The sequence below is a fragment of the Sphingobacterium sp. UBA3549 genome (assembly GCF_002376635.1).
GTDB lineage: Bacteria > Bacteroidota > Bacteroidia > Sphingobacteriales > Sphingobacteriaceae > Sphingobacterium.
The window spans coordinates 210,511-228,853 of sequence record NZ_DFOE01000017.1; the positions used below are offsets into that span (position 1 = coordinate 210,511).

Here is an 18,343-nt window from a genome sequence, read left to right on the forward strand (position 1 = left end):
TATCTTTTTAAATAGACCAAGGGCCTCTCATTGGTTGGTGAATTAATCTATTTGCGGCATCGTCGTTAATAAATAGCTCATTTTGGGAGTCGTATTTTAGTGATCGGTTTAGTCGCAATGCTGCTAATCCCATGTTGACCAAAGTACAAGAACGATGTCCATTGATTTCATTCAGTGCAAACTTTTCTCTTGTGCGTACAGATTCCAGGAAGTCGACAATCTGTGGTGCAGGTTCAGGGTATTGTGCAAGCTTTCTTTCCAAATCGGGTATATCAGATTGAAATCCTTTATATAATTTACCTTTTGGTCCTTCGATATAGGCTGCCTTTTCATCCTTTGCATCGCCGTCTAGAATAATCTGGCAACCATCTGCATAAGTAAATGTAATGCGTCGCCATGTACCCACAGCATCCGGATGTTGTTGCGGAGCATCAACATCGACAGTAATGGGACTTTCATTGTCTTTACCTAAAAAGTATTGAACAGGATCCATATAATGTTGTCCCATATCTCCAAGGCCACCGCCATCATAATCCCAATAGCCTCTAAAAGTGGTGTGTACACGGTGCTTGTTGTACGGTTTGTATGGCGCTGGACCTAACCAAAAATCGTAGTCAAGTTCCGCCGGTACATTCTCCTCAGGTAAATTTTCCTTTCCTACCCAATAGAATTTCCAGTCAAAGCCTGTATGTTTGCTTATCGTAACTTTCAATGGCCAGCCCAACATGCCTGTATCAACTAATTTTTTGATTTTGCTTACGGGAACATTCATGCCATAAAAGTCGTCCTTGAAACGAAACCAGGTATTTAGACGAAAGATATTGCCGTGCTGAGCGATGGCTTCTTTCACTTTTTTACCCTCACCAATAGTTCGCGTCATGGGTTTTTCACACCAGATATCCTTTCCTGCTTTTGCTGCTTCAATAGACATCAATCCGTGCCAATGTGGGGGAGTAGCGATATGCACAATATCTACTTCCGGAGATTTAATCAACTCCCTAAAGTCATGGTATTCCTTCACGCCACCGCCTAAGTCTGCTTGTGCTGCCGCCAGATGAGTTTTGTCCACATCACAAATGGCTACTGTTTTAGTTCCGGCGTAGCCAAAGTGTCCACGGCCCATATTGCCGACACCAATGACACCTTTGGTTAGATGGTCGCTCGGAGCAAGATAGCCCTGTCCTCCGAGTACAAAGCGTGGTACGATAGAAAATGCCGCAGCACCGACCACGGATTTTTTTATGAAATCACGCCTTGATGAATTCTGTTCTTTCATTTTGGTTGGATTAGTTGTTTTATAATTGATCCTTTATTAGGCTGTTAAAATTAACGGCATTGGATATTTAGTCTTAAAAATAGATAAAAAACTGGTGAATGTAAACTGATAACTAAAATTTTACGTATTGTTTATTTAGGTTTTATTAAAAAATGGCAAAAGAGTAGCTGTAAATCCATTTCTTTCCAATATAGTAGGCGATTTTTTACCTATGATGTCATTTTTGTCTGAGAATTGTTACATTTCAGTACAGTGGCAAGCCGCCGCGACAATGTGTTAGTCCAGTAAGTTTCAATTATACTTAATCGTTTTCGTAAAAGGAGCTTGATTCCGGTAAAATATTGCAGCATCTTTATTGTCGCTCTAATAGCAAATCCTAAAAAATGAATTCAAGAATACCAATTTTTTGGATTGTAGAATAGGTTGTAAAATCATCTGGATGCAGCTAGAAACTGCACTTCCATGATTTGTTAATCAATTCAATTTGTGTTAGGGAGAAAGGGAATTATGTCCGATCGAATTGATTCGCGGGCATCGACTGACTAAAAATCTAATAGATAATGAAACTAAATCAATCTTTTGTGTTAGTATTAGCCGCGTTGGGCATATGCCCGATTGTTCAGGCGCAAACAGTAAAACCGAATTTGTCCAAAGCCTTTATTCAGGAACAGCTGGACGCTGCTGCGAATCAGATAAAGGTTCTTGCGGCAGAAACTCCTGCAGAAAAATTTCCGAAAACTTTTGAGCAGGGTGAACACGTATTTTCTTCTTCGAGCTGGTGGTGCTCGGGTTTCTATCCAGGGACGTTATTATATCTATATGAAGGCACCAAAGAAAAAGCATTATTGGAGAAAGCAACAGAAAAATTGACGTATCTGGAGAAAGAAAAGAACAACAAAGGCACACATGATTTGGGTTTTATGCTTTTCTGTAGTTTTGGTAATGCGCTTCGTCTTACCGGTGATACGCTAAAGTATATACCCATATTGAGCACTGGTGCGAATTCTTTGGCATCTCGCTATAGTCCTATTACCAAAGCGATCCGTTCCTGGGATCATGGATCATGGCAATATCCGGTAATCATTGATAATATGATGAATTTGGAGTTTTTGACACAGGTATCTAAGGTGACTGGAGATAAAAAATGCTATGATATTGCGGTATCTCATGCTGAAACAACCTTGAAAAACCACTTCAGAAAAGATTATAGTTCCTACCATGTGATCGATTATGATAAGAAGACCGGTAAGGCCATCGGAAAAAAGACACATCAAGGAGCATTTGATGAGTCGGCCTGGGCAAGAGGACAGGGATGGGCACTATACGGTTATACCATGATGTATCGTGAAACAAAAAAGAAAGAATTCTTGAAGCAGGCACAGCAAATCGCAAAATACATACTAAGCAACCCAAATCTGCCTGCTGATTTGGTTCCATATTGGGATTTTGATAAAGATAAAATTGCGAAGTCGGATAAAATGTATCCGAACAGAGATCTAAGGGATGTATCTGCGGCAGCATTATATGCTTCAGCATTATTGGAGCTCTCACAATATACAAAGGGAACTGAAGCGTTGGATTATTTTAATAAGGCGGAAACGATTCTTAGAAGCCTTTCGAAGGCACCCTATCTCGCTCCTTATGGTCAAAACGGGGGGTACATCTTGCAACATAGTGTTGGAGCACTACCTTTGAATTCGGAAATCGATGTCCCATTGACCTATGCAGATTATTATTATGTGGAGGCTTTGGTGCGGTATCAACGTTTATTGGATGGTGAACCAATGATTAAAGCGATTGCTAAATAAAGCGATCAAAAAATAAGGCAAATTCTTGGGAGATGAACTCGTTTTAATGACTCCGGAATAGATCAAAAAGAGATGCTCTGAGCATCTCTTTTTTGTGGAACAGGATGGCGAGTTCATTGAAAATATACCTAAGATTTAGTCGTCTGGCTCGAATTTGCTGTTTGTTCTGATGGATTATGTCCAAACTGTTTTTTAAATTCCTTACTGAAGTATTTTCTATCCGAAAATCCTACAGCGTAGGCAACCTCACTGATGTTCATGGCCGAATTCAGTAATTCTTTCGCTTTGTTTAGCCTATACATTTTCACATAGTTATTGAGCGATAAATTGGATATCGCTTTCAACTTACGATAGAGGATTGGCGCACTCATCCCCATTGTTCGAGAAATAAAATTGACATCAAAACCGTCCGATTGAAGATTTTTTTCGATCAATTGATTTAAGGAGGAAATGAATTGTGCATCAAGTTCATTGTCGAAAGTAGTGGTCTTGACCTGAAACGCCTTACTTTTCGCCTGACTGATAGCGAGGAGATTTTGCGCAGAAAGAAAGAGTTGTTTATTATCAAAAGGCTTTGTCAAATAGATATTTGCGCCGTTTTCCAACGCTAAAGTCTGCGTGTTGCTATCAGTAACTGCGGTCAGCAAGATGAATGGGATATGGCTAGTGATTATATTTTTTTTAATGGCTTCGCACAGTTGAGCACCATCCATATAAGGCATCATCAGATCCGAAATAATTAGATCGGGGACATATTCCAATGCCCTCGAAAGAGCCTCTTCACCATTGTGAGCTGTAATGATCGTGTAGGCATCTTGAAACAGACCCACCACTGTTGCTATTAATTCTTTATTGTCTTCAACAATTAAAATAGTTTTTTGAACGGAGGTATCAAGGATGCTTGGGGCTGGTACTCTAACGTCTTCTATTTCCTTTGCAGGAGTCTCTATGAGCTGAGTATCTGGCTGATTATCTGCTTTGTGTCCAAGATCTTTCGGTAGATTTATGGTAAACACAGTCCATTTTCCTTTTTCATCGTCCTGTGTAAGGCAACAGATATCCCCCTTGTGCTGTTGTACAATATGTTTGGTTAACGCAAGTCCGATTCCAGTGCCTATTGCATCTTGAGCTTGTTCTTCGCGATAGTACTCTTCAAATATTTTGAATTGGTTATCGCTTGCGATCCCAATTCCATTATCGACGATGTTAATAGTTATTGTATGGTTGTTATCGACCAAATCCAGATAAACAGTGCCTTGTTCAGGTGTGTACTTGATCGCATTTGACAGCAGGTTGAACATGACTTTATCAAATTGTATTGTATCTATGGATTGTAAGCCTACGGAATCCAACTGCCTGATGTAATAGTTGAGATGCTTTGCTTTGGCAAGATCATTTAATAGGTAGAAGGTGTCTTCTATGTATTCCCTAAAAGAGATGTCCGTTTTTTTCAGGACAAAGTGCTTGTCGTCGAACTTTTTAAAGTCGAGTAATTCGTTGATGACTCCTAGGAGTTTGTTGGCATTCTTTTTTATTCGTTTTACTTTATTTTGGGTAGCGGTAAGATGAGCTGTTTCTGATATAATTTCATCTAACGGAGCAGTAATCAAAGTCAACGGAGTACGAATTTCGTGAGATATCTGCGTGAAGAATTTTATTTTCTTTTCCTGCTCCCGTTCCGAATTGATTAACATCTTCCTTTCGACAACAAACTTAATAACCAGATGTACGCCCAGAGAAAATAATCCTGCATATATTAGATAGGCCCACCACGTTCTCCAAAATGGAGGTTGAATGTCGATATTAATCCGTAGCGGTGTACTGCTCCAAATGCCATCATTGTTACTCGCGAATATGGTCAGTCTATGTGTACCTACTGGAACATTCGTATATCGTATTGAAGGATTACTTGTTTCGATCCAATCCTTGTCAAAACCGTCGAGTTTGTATCGATACCTATTCTTTTGCGGTTTGATGAAATTAGAACCTGAGAAATTAATCGTAAGAAAGTTTTCATCGTGTCGGAGGCTGAGCTGATAGCTGTTTGCATCTTCCATTTTCTGAATCCTTCCGTAGTTTAGTGGAGTCTCTTCGAGGAAGATATTTCGGAGGAGGACATTGGGGATGTTTTGATTGAAGGTTATTTTTCGAGTATCTAGGGAAATTACACCGTTGAGTGTGGTGACAAATAATGTTCCTGTTTTGCTGGCGAAGACCTTAGCTCCAAGAAGATTTTTAACCGGTAAACCATCATATTGATTGAGCAGATAGCTATGTTTTGTCTCGGGATCAAAGCAAATGAGACCATCTTTACTGGTAAGCCATACCTTATTGTTCACATAGATGGGCCAACCTAGTGCGTTGCTTGGAAAGTAAGATACCTTGGTTAAGTGACTATGCTGATCAAAATGATATAAATATTGGTTGGATGTTAACCAGATATCCCCATTCGGATGAACATAAAATCCTCCTACCGTCAATGTATCCAATTGTTGTATCGCTTTTATGTTTGAGTCATTAGGTTTTCTTCGAAAAAGCGAACCCCCGCTCAGAAAGTAAATGTACTGTTTAGCATCAGCTTGTATATCATCGATTGTAGCTGTCTTTAAAACGGGATTATATTGCGGCTGTTTCCCTGGGTCCACGGTGTAGAGTCCTTTATTGGTTCCGAGGTAAATACGATGCGCAGGATCGACGTAAATACTGTAGATGTTATTTTTGAGATTTAGGCGATCTTTTTCCAGATAAAAGTGTTGCGCATTTCCAGATTGGGCATCGATAATGGAATAACCGCCACCATATTGTGCGGCGTAGATTTTGTTATCTTTTGTGTATAAGTCCTTAATCAGATTCGACTGGGTCAATTGTGATAATGGAGAGGTGGCTTCTGTTCGCTTGTCAATTTTATTGATTCCTTCTTCCTCCGTTCCGATCCAATAGGCGTTTTCTGATTCTGCGAAACTACTGGCAATATCGCTATTGAGTCGAAGACCAAAAAGCGAACGGGTTGAATAATGCTGTATGGGGATAAGATTGGGGTAAATAGCATTTATTCCACCAAAATAGGTTCCTATCCAAGTGATTTGTTGCCGATCGATAAAAATATCGTAGATCGAATTTTGGCTCAATGAGTTTTTGACGGAAGTATTATGTTTATAGTTTACGAACTGTGCCGATCCGTTAAAGATTGAGAGTCCTTTTAAGGTACCAATCAGTAGTTCACCATTTTTTGTCGGCACAATTTTCCGGACGTTATTGCTCAATAGATTACTATTGGTTTCATTCAAATTATTCCAGGTGTTATCCGTGAAGTTAAATTGGAATATTCCATGCAATTTTGTCCCAAGCCAAAGCACATTTTGATGAAGATATAGGGTACTGAAAATACGTTCTCTTAAGGGGAGCGGGGGCAGCATTAGATTCCGGATATGGGAGATCTGATCATTTTGCAGAGAAAAAGACTCAATGCCTTTGTAACTTGCTATTATATAAGTAGTGGGGCTGGTTTGAATAATGGATTGTACATAGGGACGGTCCAGAATTTTTTGGAGATTGTAGGTCCCGGCGGTCGGTATTGCCAGAAAGAGTCCCTTGTCCGTGCATAGAAATATTTGGTCTGATAAAAATTGGATGTCGGTGACGACGATTTTTTCCTGAAAAGGTTTTCCCTGTTTCAATACAGCTTTGCGTTTGTCGATGTCAAAAATAAATAATTGAGTTGCCGTAGCGATAAACAGGTGATTCTTTGCATTGATACCAATCTTATTAATATAATCTACTTTTTTAAAAGCAGTATCCTGCACTAAAATATTAGTGATATTCTGGGAGTCGTATACAAAAAGGTTGGCTCCGCCGCCAAACCAAAGTTTACCCTGTCTATCTTGAGCAATTGTCAATATCGCTTGTTTATCCAATACATTATCCTGGCTTAGTGTCTCAAATTTAAGATCTTGGGCATAACAAAAGGAAATGATGGATATCAACAGCAGAAATTGTCGGCACAAGATAGGTAGTATGCTCATGGTTATGGGGTCTTTGTGTCAAATTTAAGATTTTACCCCCAAATATTTAAGATTTTTACCCCCCATAATTTGCTCATAGACTCATCTTTGGCTTATTAAACAACCAATTTTTATTATAAAACTAATTTCCTAAAGTATGGCAAAGTTTTACAAAGTTGGACTGTCTGCTATGATGATGTTTACTGTGGGTGCGAGTATGGCACAGCAGAAAATTTCAATTACGGGGCGGATTACAGACAGTCAAGGAGCACCTTTATCTGGTGTAACGATTCGAGAAAAGGGTGGAAGTGCTTCTACTTCTACAAATGAGGTGGGTCAGTATACCCTCTCTGTTTCAGAAAATGGTACAATCTTGATCTCATACATAGGATATCAGGATCAAGAAATCAATCCTAAAGGACGTTCGGTCATTAATGTTACGCTAGAAAGAAATACTTCGGCGCTTGATGAAGTTGTCGTTGTAGGTTATGGTACACAGAAAAAAGTCAATTTGACAGGATCTGTCGCTACTGTTGGTGCAGATAAGCTCACCAATAGGCCAATTATGAACCTTGCGGCGGCCTTAGGTGGAACGGCGCCGGGTATACGTGTTACGCAGGGGAATGGTAATCCTGGAAGTGAGTCTGTTTCTATTCGTGTTCGTGGTACTGGGTCATTTAATAATAATGATCCGCTGATTCTTGTTGACGGTGCAGTGGCCGATATGGTTCCATTAAATACAGATGATATCGAAAATATTTCCATTTTGAAAGATGCGGCTTCGGCAGCGATTTATGGATCTCGTGCTGCAAATGGTGTAATTCTCGTGACCACCAAAAAAGGAAAGAAAGGTGAAGCGCCTAAAATAACATTCAACGCTTTATATGCACGTGAACAAGCACAAACTGATTTAAAGTTTATGTCGAGTACAGCGGATTGGATGGAACTACACAATATCGCTAAAGTGAATGCAAACCCAACTTCAACATCTCCAGACTATACACTTTCAACTATTGAAGATTGGCGTAAAGCAAATGCCGATCCTAACGGGACTTATACAAATCCAATCACTGGGAATAGTATTCCAAATTGGTTAGCTTATCCAAATACAGATTGGGCACAGGTTCTCTTTCAACCACAATATTATCAACGATATGGTGTTTCGGTAACTGGAGGGAGTGATAAATCTTCTTATCTCATGTCCGCCGGATACCAAAATAATCCTGGAACGTTGGCAAATACGGGAATGAAAAGATTCAACATTCGGACCAATTTGGAAACAAAAATTGCGGATAGAATTACTTTTGGAACACAAACCTATGCTACAAAGGAGTATAAGCAGCCAGGTAGCACCTCAATGACCTATTTGCTGCAAGCTTTTCCTGGAATGACACCAATTTATGAGGGAAAATATGGCTCAAGTGAAGATCCCAACACAACAAATAAGGATAATATTCTACAACAGGTAGCGTCAAATGGAGGTGAAAACAATTACACACGTATCAATAGTACATGGTATGCCAATGCTGATCTATGGAAAGGGATTGTCGCGGAAGCACGGTTTAACTACAGTGAGTATATGCGTGAGGATGAAAATTATTCCCAAAATTTGCCGAGGTATAGTTTTAGAGAAAGCTTTGAGAAGCCTAAAGAGGGGATAGGAAATTTGGATCAGGCAACAACTTACCGTTTTTCTTATAAATCATCCAGTTATACAGCGAATGCATTGTTGCGTTATGCGCATACTTTTGGAAAACACGATGTTGGTGGATTAGCAGGTTATGAACAATATTACTCGAAGACAAGTGGTTTTAATGCTACTCAACGTGGATTACTTGATTGGAGTGTAACAGATATAAATTCGGGGGGAGCGATGGAATCCATTGGTGGATCTGATGACAATAAAAGAGATAATGCAAGGGCGGAAAATGCCATGGTTTCTTATTTCGGTCGGGTAAACTATGCCTATGATGGTAAATATTTGTTCGAAGGAAACTTTCGTTCGGATGCGTCATCTAAGTTTGCTCCAGGACATCGCACCGGATTTTTTCCTTCTTTCTCGGCGGGTTGGGTTATCAGTAACGAACGTTTTTTTGATCCAGCCAAAACAACGGTTAACTACTTAAAGCTTAGAGGGTCCTATGGAACTTTAGGAAACACGATAAGTGGAAATTACGATTGGCAGACTCTTTATCAGAAAGTGAATAATGTATTTAACGAGTCGGTTGCGAATGGGGTTATTCAGCAAACTATCCAAAATCTAAGTTTATCATGGGAGAAGCTAACGACATACAATGTTGGGTTAGAAGCCAGTTTCTTAAATCGTCGTTTGAGTGTCGAGGCCGATATGTATTCCCGAAAAACTTCTGATATCTTAACTGCAGCTATTATTTATTTGACAATGGGTAATATCAAAGCACCGATGTCCAATACTGCTTCAATGAATAATAAAGGGATAGAGCTTAATCTGGGTTGGAACGATAAAATTGGAGAGTTTAGGTATGGCGTAAATGGTAATATTTCCTATAACATGAACAGAGTTTCGGGTTTTAAAGGCACATTAAAGTATGAGCAAGATCCATCGACCCTCGATATTTGGGGTAATCCAACTTGGCGCTATACGAATTTAGCCGATGTATCTACGGGAGGAAACGAACGTCGTGTAGAACAGCATATGCTTGATGAATGGTTTTTGAGGAGGCCTTACGCCGGTACTGGAACTTATATGAAATCTGATGGAAGTGTAGATCCCAATGGAGGACCTACAGATGGAATGATTCGTACTAAAGCCGACCTGGAATGGGTAAAATCCATGATTGCCGCAAACTATTCTTTCAATAACAATTCAGTGGGGCCTGGGGCAGCAAATATTTGGTATGGACAAATGCTTATGGCAGATGCGAATGGTGATGGTAAGTACGGTAATGATGATGACCGTGAATTCACCGGGAAGTCTTCTGTTGCCAAATTTGTGTTTGGCCTAAATCTGACAGCCGCATACAAAGGATTTGATCTAAATATGTTGTTGGCTGGTCGCGTTGGCTCTTACCATTATATTAATGAGCGTGGATCAAACGGATCAATATTAGCGAATACAGGTGACCAATTGCCAGCAGACGCTTGGACAAAATACTATTCCTATGATGCCGTAAGAGCAAATAGCGATTATGATAATTATGATCCTGCTACAGATCCAAATGCAAATATCAATGGTAAATATCCACGTTTGCTTTCCTCAAGTTCAATCATGCAGGCTAATACATTCTATTTGTACAATACCTCGTATTTAAAGTTAAAGTCTTTGCAATTAGGCTATACATTTCCTAAGAAATGGATAAATCAAGCTAAAATTAAGGACTTAAGGGTATTTGTAACAGGAGAAAACCTGTTGACTTTTAAACATAAAGATTTTCCGGGAGTGGATCCGGAACTAGGCGGTTCACTGATCGTTTATCCGATTGCGAAGCTATATTCCGCTGGGGTATCGGTAACTTTTTAACTTAATCTCCGAACAGAAGGATGAGTTAATTTGAGTTTTCAATAGCGTAAGACTAGACTAACGTCTTCGTCTTAAACGCTGTTTAGTCAAATAAAATAAAAATAGAGATGAAAAAAATATTAAAATCTGTCATAGCAATTGGTATAGCAAGTTCTTTATCGTCTTGTACAAAAATATTGGACCTTACACCTAATGACAAAATATCGTCGGGAACAATGTGGTCATCTGAAACGTTGGTTGATCAGGGGGTAATAGGCGTTTATTATTCGTTACAACGTCCGGTAAGAAGTGATGGAATTGTAGGGACCTCTGCCAATATTGGGTATTATGCTTATGAGGCCTTTGGTATGACTGGACAGGGGGAATATAATTTAAACAACCTTTTTTCCAGTGCCGTTAATCCAAGTAATTCCTATTTTTCATTCCAATGGAAATGGTTGTATGATGGGGTACATCGTGCTAATGATGCTATAGTTCACATACCAGATGCAGCGATGGATCAGCAAAAAAAGAATAAGCTGGTCGCTGAATGCAAAGTCTTGCGGGCATTCTTTTACATGCGGCTTAATGAACTGTATGGCCGGAATGGTTTGGGTGTTCCTATTTACACCGAGCCTATTAGTCCAGCAGAAGGTAATAAAGGCCAAAGTTCAGAAGAAGAGGTTTGGGCGCTTATTATTAAGGATTTGACTGATGCAATCAATGAAAGCGCTTTGCCAAACAATCAAATTCAAGGGGAGGGGAGAGTAAGTAAAGGTGCGGCCTATGCATTACGTGGACGTGCTTATCTTATGACAAAAAAATATGATTTGGCTGTCGCTGACTTTGCAAAGGTTGGTGAGAGTGGTTATAAACTTTTCGCCAATTATAAGCAATTGTTCAAAGTAGCAAATGAACGTTGTGAAGAGATGATTTTGAGCGTTCAGTATATTGAGGAACCATCGGGATATGGTTCAGCTGTGCAGAAATACACAGCGGCGTTTCAACAGGGAGCAAAAGATAGTCGAGGATGTTGGACAGATTTACAAGTAACTCCAGCTTTGGTCAATTTATATGAGGAAATTATTGACGGAACTACTGTCCGTCCGTTTAGTTGGTCGGATTACATTCCTGAATGGAATACAGTAAATGCTTTAGGCGCTCCCAATAGAAAAGTCTTTTTTATACGAGATCAAAAAGTTAATGGAAATGATGTTCACCCAACAGTGACCACAGTAATCAATACGGAATTAAATAAATTGAATAGTACTGCGCGGGCATTTTATCTGCCAGAAGGTAATGAGGCGCGACTGAAAGCAGCCTACGCAAATAGAGATCCAAGGTTAGCTTATAATGTCTTGACACCTTATGCATCTTTTCAAGGCGTAAATAGCAATTCTACTGCTGCAGGTGTGTATACCTATAGATTCCCCGTCACTGGTAAGTATTATGTAGACCAATCTGGAGCTGAACCCAATTTGAATACTAGTTTGCCCAGCACTTATTATACTTCGGGAAGTGCAAATGCACAGGCCGAGTTTAAGTATATCCATCGTAAGTTTGTGGGCGAAGGATTAGAATATGCCCGTCGTGAGCAAAATCCGGTAGACGAGCCTATTATTCGTTATGCCGATGTTTTGTTGATGTGGGCAGAAGCATTAGTAGAGATGAATGACCTATCCGGTGCTATGGCAAAAGTAAAACAAGTCAGGGATCGAGTTGGAATTCCAACAATGGCTTCTTCTTTTTCAAATCAAACTAATGCACGTAATTATGTACGAGATGAACGACGTCGTGAATTAATTGGGGAGGGCGTTAACTTTTTTGATGAAATGCGTTGGAAGACGCTGAAAGAGACAAAGTTTGATCAGAAATTTTCGCAACATGCGTGGGGAGGTAGTGAGAACACTGGAGGTACTACTTATGAATGGATAGGTGATCAATGGTACACTTGGCCAGTTCCAAAGGCTGAAATAGAATTAAATAGAAATCTGAAACCGACACCAGGATGGATTTATTAAGGTGGAAGTTTGTTATCAATCGCTCATGCAGCCGTTTGCTGGGGCGATTGGTTTACTTCGGCTAGTATTTTTATGTACAATAGATATTTTTAATTTATAAACCCTTATCAATGAAGAGAAGATCCTTATTAAAATTGTTAGGCGGAGCTGGAGTAGGCGTATTAACGGCGTCTTTACCAATCGAAGCAAAAGCAGACAATTTAGACGATAAAAGAAATTTGACCGAAAATGACCGGGCTTATTGGGTATCTATCTTACATAAGATGGCAGCCCCCATATTGAGCAATATTAGTAAACAACAGTGGCGTAAAAATATGCCGATGGAGGTAAGTCCAACTTTTGATAGCAGGGATCCCGGAGTGGGATATCTGGAAGCCTTCGGGCGCTTGTTGGCCGGAATGGCACCTTGGTTGGCCCTACCGGATGACCTAACTGAGGAAGGGAAACTGCGAAAAAAATTGAGAGAACAGACGCTGCTCGGTATACAATATGGGGTAGACCCCGAATCTCCGGATTATTTTACTTGGCGAGGACCTTCATCACAGACTCTTGTGGATGCAGCGCATCTTGCACTGGCTTTTCTGAGAGCCCCAAAAGCTTTATGGGAACCTTTAAACCAAGTGACTAAAAAAAAAGTCGTTGAAGAGTTCAAACTATTGCGCAAGATTAAGCCGAATGAGAGCAATTGGCTGCTGTTTGCCGCAATGACAGAAACGTTTCTTTACAGCATAGGAGAGGAATGTGTACGGGAAAAGATCGATTATGCGGTCAATAAATTTGATCAGGAATGGTATGTGGGAGATGGCTGGTATAGTGATGGTGCCCATTTTAGTTTTGACTACTACAATGGTTATGTGATCCATTGTATGCAGGTGGAGTCGCTGCGTCATAATATCCCAGCAGGTGGAAAATACAAGGAGATGTATGAGCGGGCCTATAAACGCATGCAGCGCTATGCGCATCATCTGGAACGCATGATCTCTCCGGAAGGCCATTATGTCGTTGTTGGGCGTTCCTCAACGTATAAGAATGCCGCATTCCAGCCGCTGGCAACAGTTGCTTTGGAAAATAAGTTGCCCGAAGACATTTCGAAAGGACAGGTCAGGGCTGCATTAACCACGATACTCCGTCATATTTATATTGACAAAACCTTTGCGCCCTCGGGATGGCTGCGTATGGGCGTGGTAGGTGATAAACAATCCAATCTCGCAGATTACTATACAAATGCAGGTTCAATGTATGTGGCCTCCCTTTCTTTCCTGCCCTTGGGGTTACCGGCAGAGGATGAGTTCTGGACCTGTGCTCCACAACCATGGACTTCCCAAAAATGCTGGAAGGCAGAGCAATTTCCCAAAGACTATTATGTAAGTTATTAAAACGAAAAAAGAATAAAAAGCAAAAGATTAAGGACTGGATAAAATGAAGATACAACACTATATTACGGGGGCTTTGATAATTGGGCTAGGAATGCAGGGAATTTCCTGTTCCAGTCAGCGGAACTTGACGCCGATGAAATTGGGACTCGACAAAGAATTTGTCCGCTTCAATTTAGAAGATGCACACAAACAAATCGCCTACCTCGCAGCATCGATCGGTGAATCGGATATGCCTACAACCTATAAAGATGGCAAATATGTAAATTGGGGTTCGAGCTGGTGGTGTTCTGGCTTTTATCCCGGTACAGTGTTATACTTATACGAGTATACCAAGGATGAAAAGTTTTTGACGGAAGCCAAAAGTAAACTGAGGCAACTGGAGAAAGAAAAATATAACAAAGGAACACATGATTTGGGCTTCATGTTGTATTGTAGCTTTGGGAATGCATTGCGCTTGACGGGTGATTCGGCGTCCTATAAAGAAATTTTAAGTACTGGAGCATCGTCGTTGGCAACACGTTTCCATGAAACAACGAAAACGATTCGTTCATGGGACGGTGGAAAAAACTGGGATGGCCAGCCTTGGACCTATCCGGTGATCATCGACAATATGATGAATCTGGAATTTCTGACGGAAGTTTCCAAGATGACAGGTGATCAGCGTTATCGTGATATTGCAGTGCAGCATGCCAATACAACGATGGTCAGCCATTACCGAAAAGATTATAGTTCCTACCATGTCGTGGATTACAATCCGCAAGATGGAAGTATTATTTCGAGAAAGACTGCGCAAGGAGCTTTTGATGAGTCTGCATGGGCCAGAGGGCAATCCTGGGGGCTTTATGGTTATACGATGATGTACCGCGAGACGGGCGACAGGAGGTATTTGGAGCACGCGCGGCATATTGCACAGTTTTACCTGAATCATCCCAATCTTCCAAAAGATCTCATACCTTATTGGGATATGGACCAGAACAAGCTTACTCCGGATAGTAAATATTATAGCCAGAAAGACCTTCGTGATGTATCGACCGCTTCGGTGACCGCTTCGGCTTTGCTGGAACTGGCACAATACACAACAGGTAGTGAAAGCCAGCTCTATATCTCAAAGGCTGAACAAATGCTGCGGTCGCTTTCTGCTAAACCTTATAAAGCAGATTTCAAAGAAGCCGGAGGGTATATTTTAAAACATAGTGTCGGTTCTATCCCACATAAAACAGAAGTTGATGTGCCCTTGACCTATGCCGATTACTACTATGTGGAGGCATTGGTGCGGTACGACCGGTTGCTCCGTGGAGAGAAGGTTATCAAACCCTGACGAGAGGATTCTTGAGTTTTCAACAAAGTTGTTAACATCCTGTGGAAAGTGAAGTACTTATCTCGTACATCCATCTCGTGCGCTCAAATAACTACCAATTTAACACCAATTCCTATATTGACAAGGGATTTATAGAGGGTTAACAGGGGGATAACAGGGGGTTAACAGGGGTATTACCTCTGTTAACCCCCTGTTAATACTTTGTAAAAGTAGTGTTACTCCTCTTTTAATGGGGAATTTGATGTTATATTAGTAATAAGTTATATACCATCAATTATAGACAAAAGGAGAAAAATTTTATGGCAATTTTACAAAATGGTCCGAACGGCGCTATTGTTGGGAAATTTGGTTCGGTGAGTGCTTATCTATTGAAAGGCCAAAATGTCGTACGTGGCGGCAAAAGAAAAAAACGAACGTCTCCGCCGACTGAGGCCGAACTTTTAAATAGAGAAAAACAAAAAGTTGCAGGTAAGTTTGCTGGCGCCAATAAAGTAATTCTAGAGTTTGGTTATCAATCACTCGCGACAAAAGGAAGTCGTGTAGGAGCTTTCCAATTGGCGCAGCGCCACATTTTTAAAGAAACTCTTGAATTAGGTGAAGATAATAAGCCTTTTGTGAATCCTGAAAAGCTCCTCCTGTTTTCAGGTTCGCTTAACCCATTAGCTAACTGTCAAGTAAGTTTGGATGGCGATCGGATTGATCTTAGCTGGACTGTAGATGATGAATATAGAAGTAGTATATATAAAATCAATGTGGGATTGATAGACATAGAGGGCGAGTCGCGGTTGAAAATATCTATTGCCAATGTAAATCAGGGTTCCTGCTCATTTGAAGTTGAGGGGATAAGCAAGAAAGCATTCGATTGCCATGTTTATGTCGGTGTATGGGATACACTCCAAGACGACTTTTCGAATTCCATTTATTGTGGGGTTATATAGTTGTTTTCGACGGAATCCATAAGCTGGATTAGAAAAGTGTTATGCTTAAAGATAAAGTGTTATGCTTAAAGATAAGTTTAATGGCAAGGCTTTATGATGTAAAGCTTTGCCATTTTTGAATTATTCAACGATAACGTTTATGCCAGCCATGCTGGCCTTGTATTTGATTATTTGATCAACCCGTAGTAGCTCCAATTGCGCAGCAGGAACTCATCCCCCTTAGCAATTTCTTCTTTATTGGATTGGTTAACTAAAAGTAGGGTGCCTGCTTCGGATTTAATACAGATGTCAATGAGACGGCGACTATATAGATGAAGGCCAGAGATATCGATTCCAAGGCTGGATTCGTTATTAATTCAAGGGAATTTGTGCGAGATTTGAGTGATGAATTGAAAAAGTATTCAGCGCTATACCTGTGAAAACATATCTTTATATTAGTTAAAGAAAATAGAATAACTCGTACCTTTATCCCAATGACGGATATCCAGAAAAGATTTGATCGTATACTCGCTATTTATATGCATCTACAGGCCAAACCTGTTGTGACAGCGGGGGCTTTGGCAGAACGCTTTGAAGTGAGCCAGCGTACGATTTACCGTGATATCCGCTCTTTGATGCAGGCTGGAGTTCCAATCTATGGCGAAGCCGGAAGCGGATACTCTTTAGTGGAGGGGTATAAAATGCCACCCTTGCAATTTACAAAAGAAGAAGCATTAAGTTTTGTCGCAGCGGAGAAACTGGTTGAAAAATATACGGATCGGAATCTTGCCAATCATTTTGCCACAGCATTGCTTAAAATGAAGGCGATACTGAGAGGTAACGAAAAAGAGCAAGTTGCCCTAGTCGGAGATAAATTTCTGGTTCGGGGTGGGCGACATCAGTTCAACGAAAAGCTAACGCATGGCACCAACATATTGATCGAAAGTATCGCTGCAAAAAAGTGCGTAGAAATTTATTATACCAAACCATCGGACAAAAATCCTGAGAAAAGGGAAATTGAAGCTGTTGGTATCTTTGTTGAAAGTAAATTCTGGTATATCCTTGCATTCTGTAAACTACGAAAGGATTATAGACAATTTCGGTTGGACCGTATAAATAATATCCGAATGCTTACAGATGATTTTGGGAAAGAACATCCTGAGCTATCTTTCTTTCTCAACAAACGACATGAAGATCCGACAACTAAAGTCGTGGTACGGGTGGATAAGGAAATGGCAAGGTATATGGAATGGGACCGTCATTATTTCGGCTTCCAGCAGGAAGTGATTGCTGACGATTATGTTGAAATGCATTTCGAATGTGTAAATATGGAAAGTGGGTTTGCGCGTTGGTATTTGATGTTTGCTGACAAAGGAAATATTATCGAGCCCGAGTCGTTGAAAGGCGTGGTAAAACGATTGCTGTCATCAGCATTAGAACAGCTTAATCATGACAAGGTGCAGGCAGGCTTCAGCTGTATTGAAGAGGGCAAGAATACTTGCTAGTTCTTTCTGTTGAGTCCACGCAAGTATTCTTGTCGGGTTTGCCCGAAATTATCCCCTTTCCCAAAAAAACGGTGGTTGAATGCCAAGCATGCGTAGGTAGACAAATCCCTGCCCGCGGTGATGGATTTCATTATCTATAAAATAAAGAATGCTGTGGACGACTGGCGATTTGTATTGTCCAAACAAGTTAAATTCTTCAGCAAAGCGTTCCTCCGGTATCTTGTTAAATAGATCGATGAGTATTGGAGTAGCCTCGTCCCAGGCTTGTAAAAGCTGCGCTTTGGTTGAATAGCTAAGATTTTCGTTTAGCTCACCACTTTTATTATCTACGATCTCCTGTAGGCCGGGGACGGCAAGTGCCAATAATTCTTTCAGCATATCCGCAAAAGTTCGCATGCCTTCTACTTTATAATGGAACAATTCTTCTTCGGGAAATTTTTCAATAGTTTGGCGGGTCAGTTTTCTATGGCCCAACCAGTGTTCAAGTAATTCTTGTTTCGAAATGATCGCTGTACTCATTTTTTCGTATTTAAAATTTAAAAATTTACATCGCCTCTTGCGTTGTAATATGCCACAAATTTAGGTGGTCCAATGACAACTGTATGGCAGTATAAATTTTCAAACTCATTTTTTTTATTTCTCT

General features: G+C 40.4%; 10 protein-coding genes. 7 read left to right on the forward strand and 3 right to left on the reverse strand.

The features are described from left to right. Positions 1-7 precede the first annotated feature (7 nt). Positions 8-1,276, reverse strand: a complete 1,269-nt coding sequence (locus tag B2W36_RS09620) for a Gfo/Idh/MocA family oxidoreductase (protein WP_293881487.1) — start codon at positions 1,274-1,276, stop codon at positions 8-10. A gap of 560 nt (positions 1,277-1,836) precedes the next feature. On the opposite strand from B2W36_RS09620, the gene B2W36_RS09625 reads away from it, so the two are divergent. Then, positions 1,837-3,084 carry a glycoside hydrolase family 88 protein gene (locus B2W36_RS09625; protein WP_293881488.1) on the forward strand — a complete coding sequence of 416 codons (1,248 nt, stop codon included), beginning with the start codon at positions 1,837-1,839 and terminating at the stop codon, positions 3,082-3,084. Positions 3,085-3,212: 128 nt separating this feature from the next. On the opposite strand, the gene B2W36_RS09630 is transcribed toward B2W36_RS09625, so the two are convergent. After that, positions 3,213-7,106 carry a hybrid sensor histidine kinase/response regulator transcription factor gene (locus B2W36_RS09630; protein WP_293887603.1) on the reverse strand — a complete coding sequence of 1,298 codons (3,894 nt, stop codon included), beginning with the start codon at positions 7,104-7,106 and terminating at the stop codon, positions 3,213-3,215. 136 nt (positions 7,107-7,242) lie between these two features. On the opposite strand from B2W36_RS09630, the gene B2W36_RS09635 reads away from it, so the two are divergent. The 6 genes from B2W36_RS09635 (at position 7,243) to B2W36_RS09660 (ending at position 17,700) form a co-directional block, all read left to right on the forward strand. Next, complete coding sequence (locus B2W36_RS09635) at positions 7,243-10,584, forward strand: SusC/RagA family TonB-linked outer membrane protein (protein ID WP_293887604.1); 3,342 nt, start codon at positions 7,243-7,245, stop codon at positions 10,582-10,584. A 107-nt stretch (positions 10,585-10,691) separates the two neighbouring features. After that, complete coding sequence (locus B2W36_RS09640; RefSeq protein ID WP_293887605.1) at positions 10,692-12,584, forward strand: RagB/SusD family nutrient uptake outer membrane protein; 1,893 nt, start codon at positions 10,692-10,694, stop codon at positions 12,582-12,584. Between the two features lie 110 nt (positions 12,585-12,694). Continuing rightward, entirely contained in the window at positions 12,695-13,960 is a 1,266-nt protein-coding gene (locus tag B2W36_RS09645) for a DUF2264 domain-containing protein (RefSeq protein ID WP_293887606.1), read from the forward strand. 43 nt (positions 13,961-14,003) lie between these two features. After that, a complete protein-coding gene (locus B2W36_RS09650; protein WP_293887607.1) occupies positions 14,004-15,278 on the forward strand; it encodes a glycoside hydrolase family 88 protein in 1,275 nt (424 codons plus the stop codon). A gap of 299 nt (positions 15,279-15,577) precedes the next feature. Next, entirely contained in the window at positions 15,578-16,216 is a 639-nt protein-coding gene (locus B2W36_RS09655) for a hypothetical protein (protein ID WP_293887608.1), read from the forward strand. 473 nt (positions 16,217-16,689) lie between these two features. Continuing rightward, a complete protein-coding gene (locus tag B2W36_RS09660; protein ID WP_293887609.1) occupies positions 16,690-17,700 on the forward strand; it encodes a helix-turn-helix transcriptional regulator in 1,011 nt (336 codons plus the stop codon). Positions 17,701-17,748: 48 nt separating this feature from the next. Here B2W36_RS09660 and B2W36_RS09665 read toward each other — a convergent pair whose 3' ends face one another. Next, positions 17,749-18,219 carry a DinB family protein gene (locus B2W36_RS09665; RefSeq protein WP_293887610.1) on the reverse strand — a complete coding sequence of 157 codons (471 nt, stop codon included), beginning with the start codon at positions 18,217-18,219 and terminating at the stop codon, positions 17,749-17,751. Positions 18,220-18,343 lie beyond the last annotated feature (124 nt).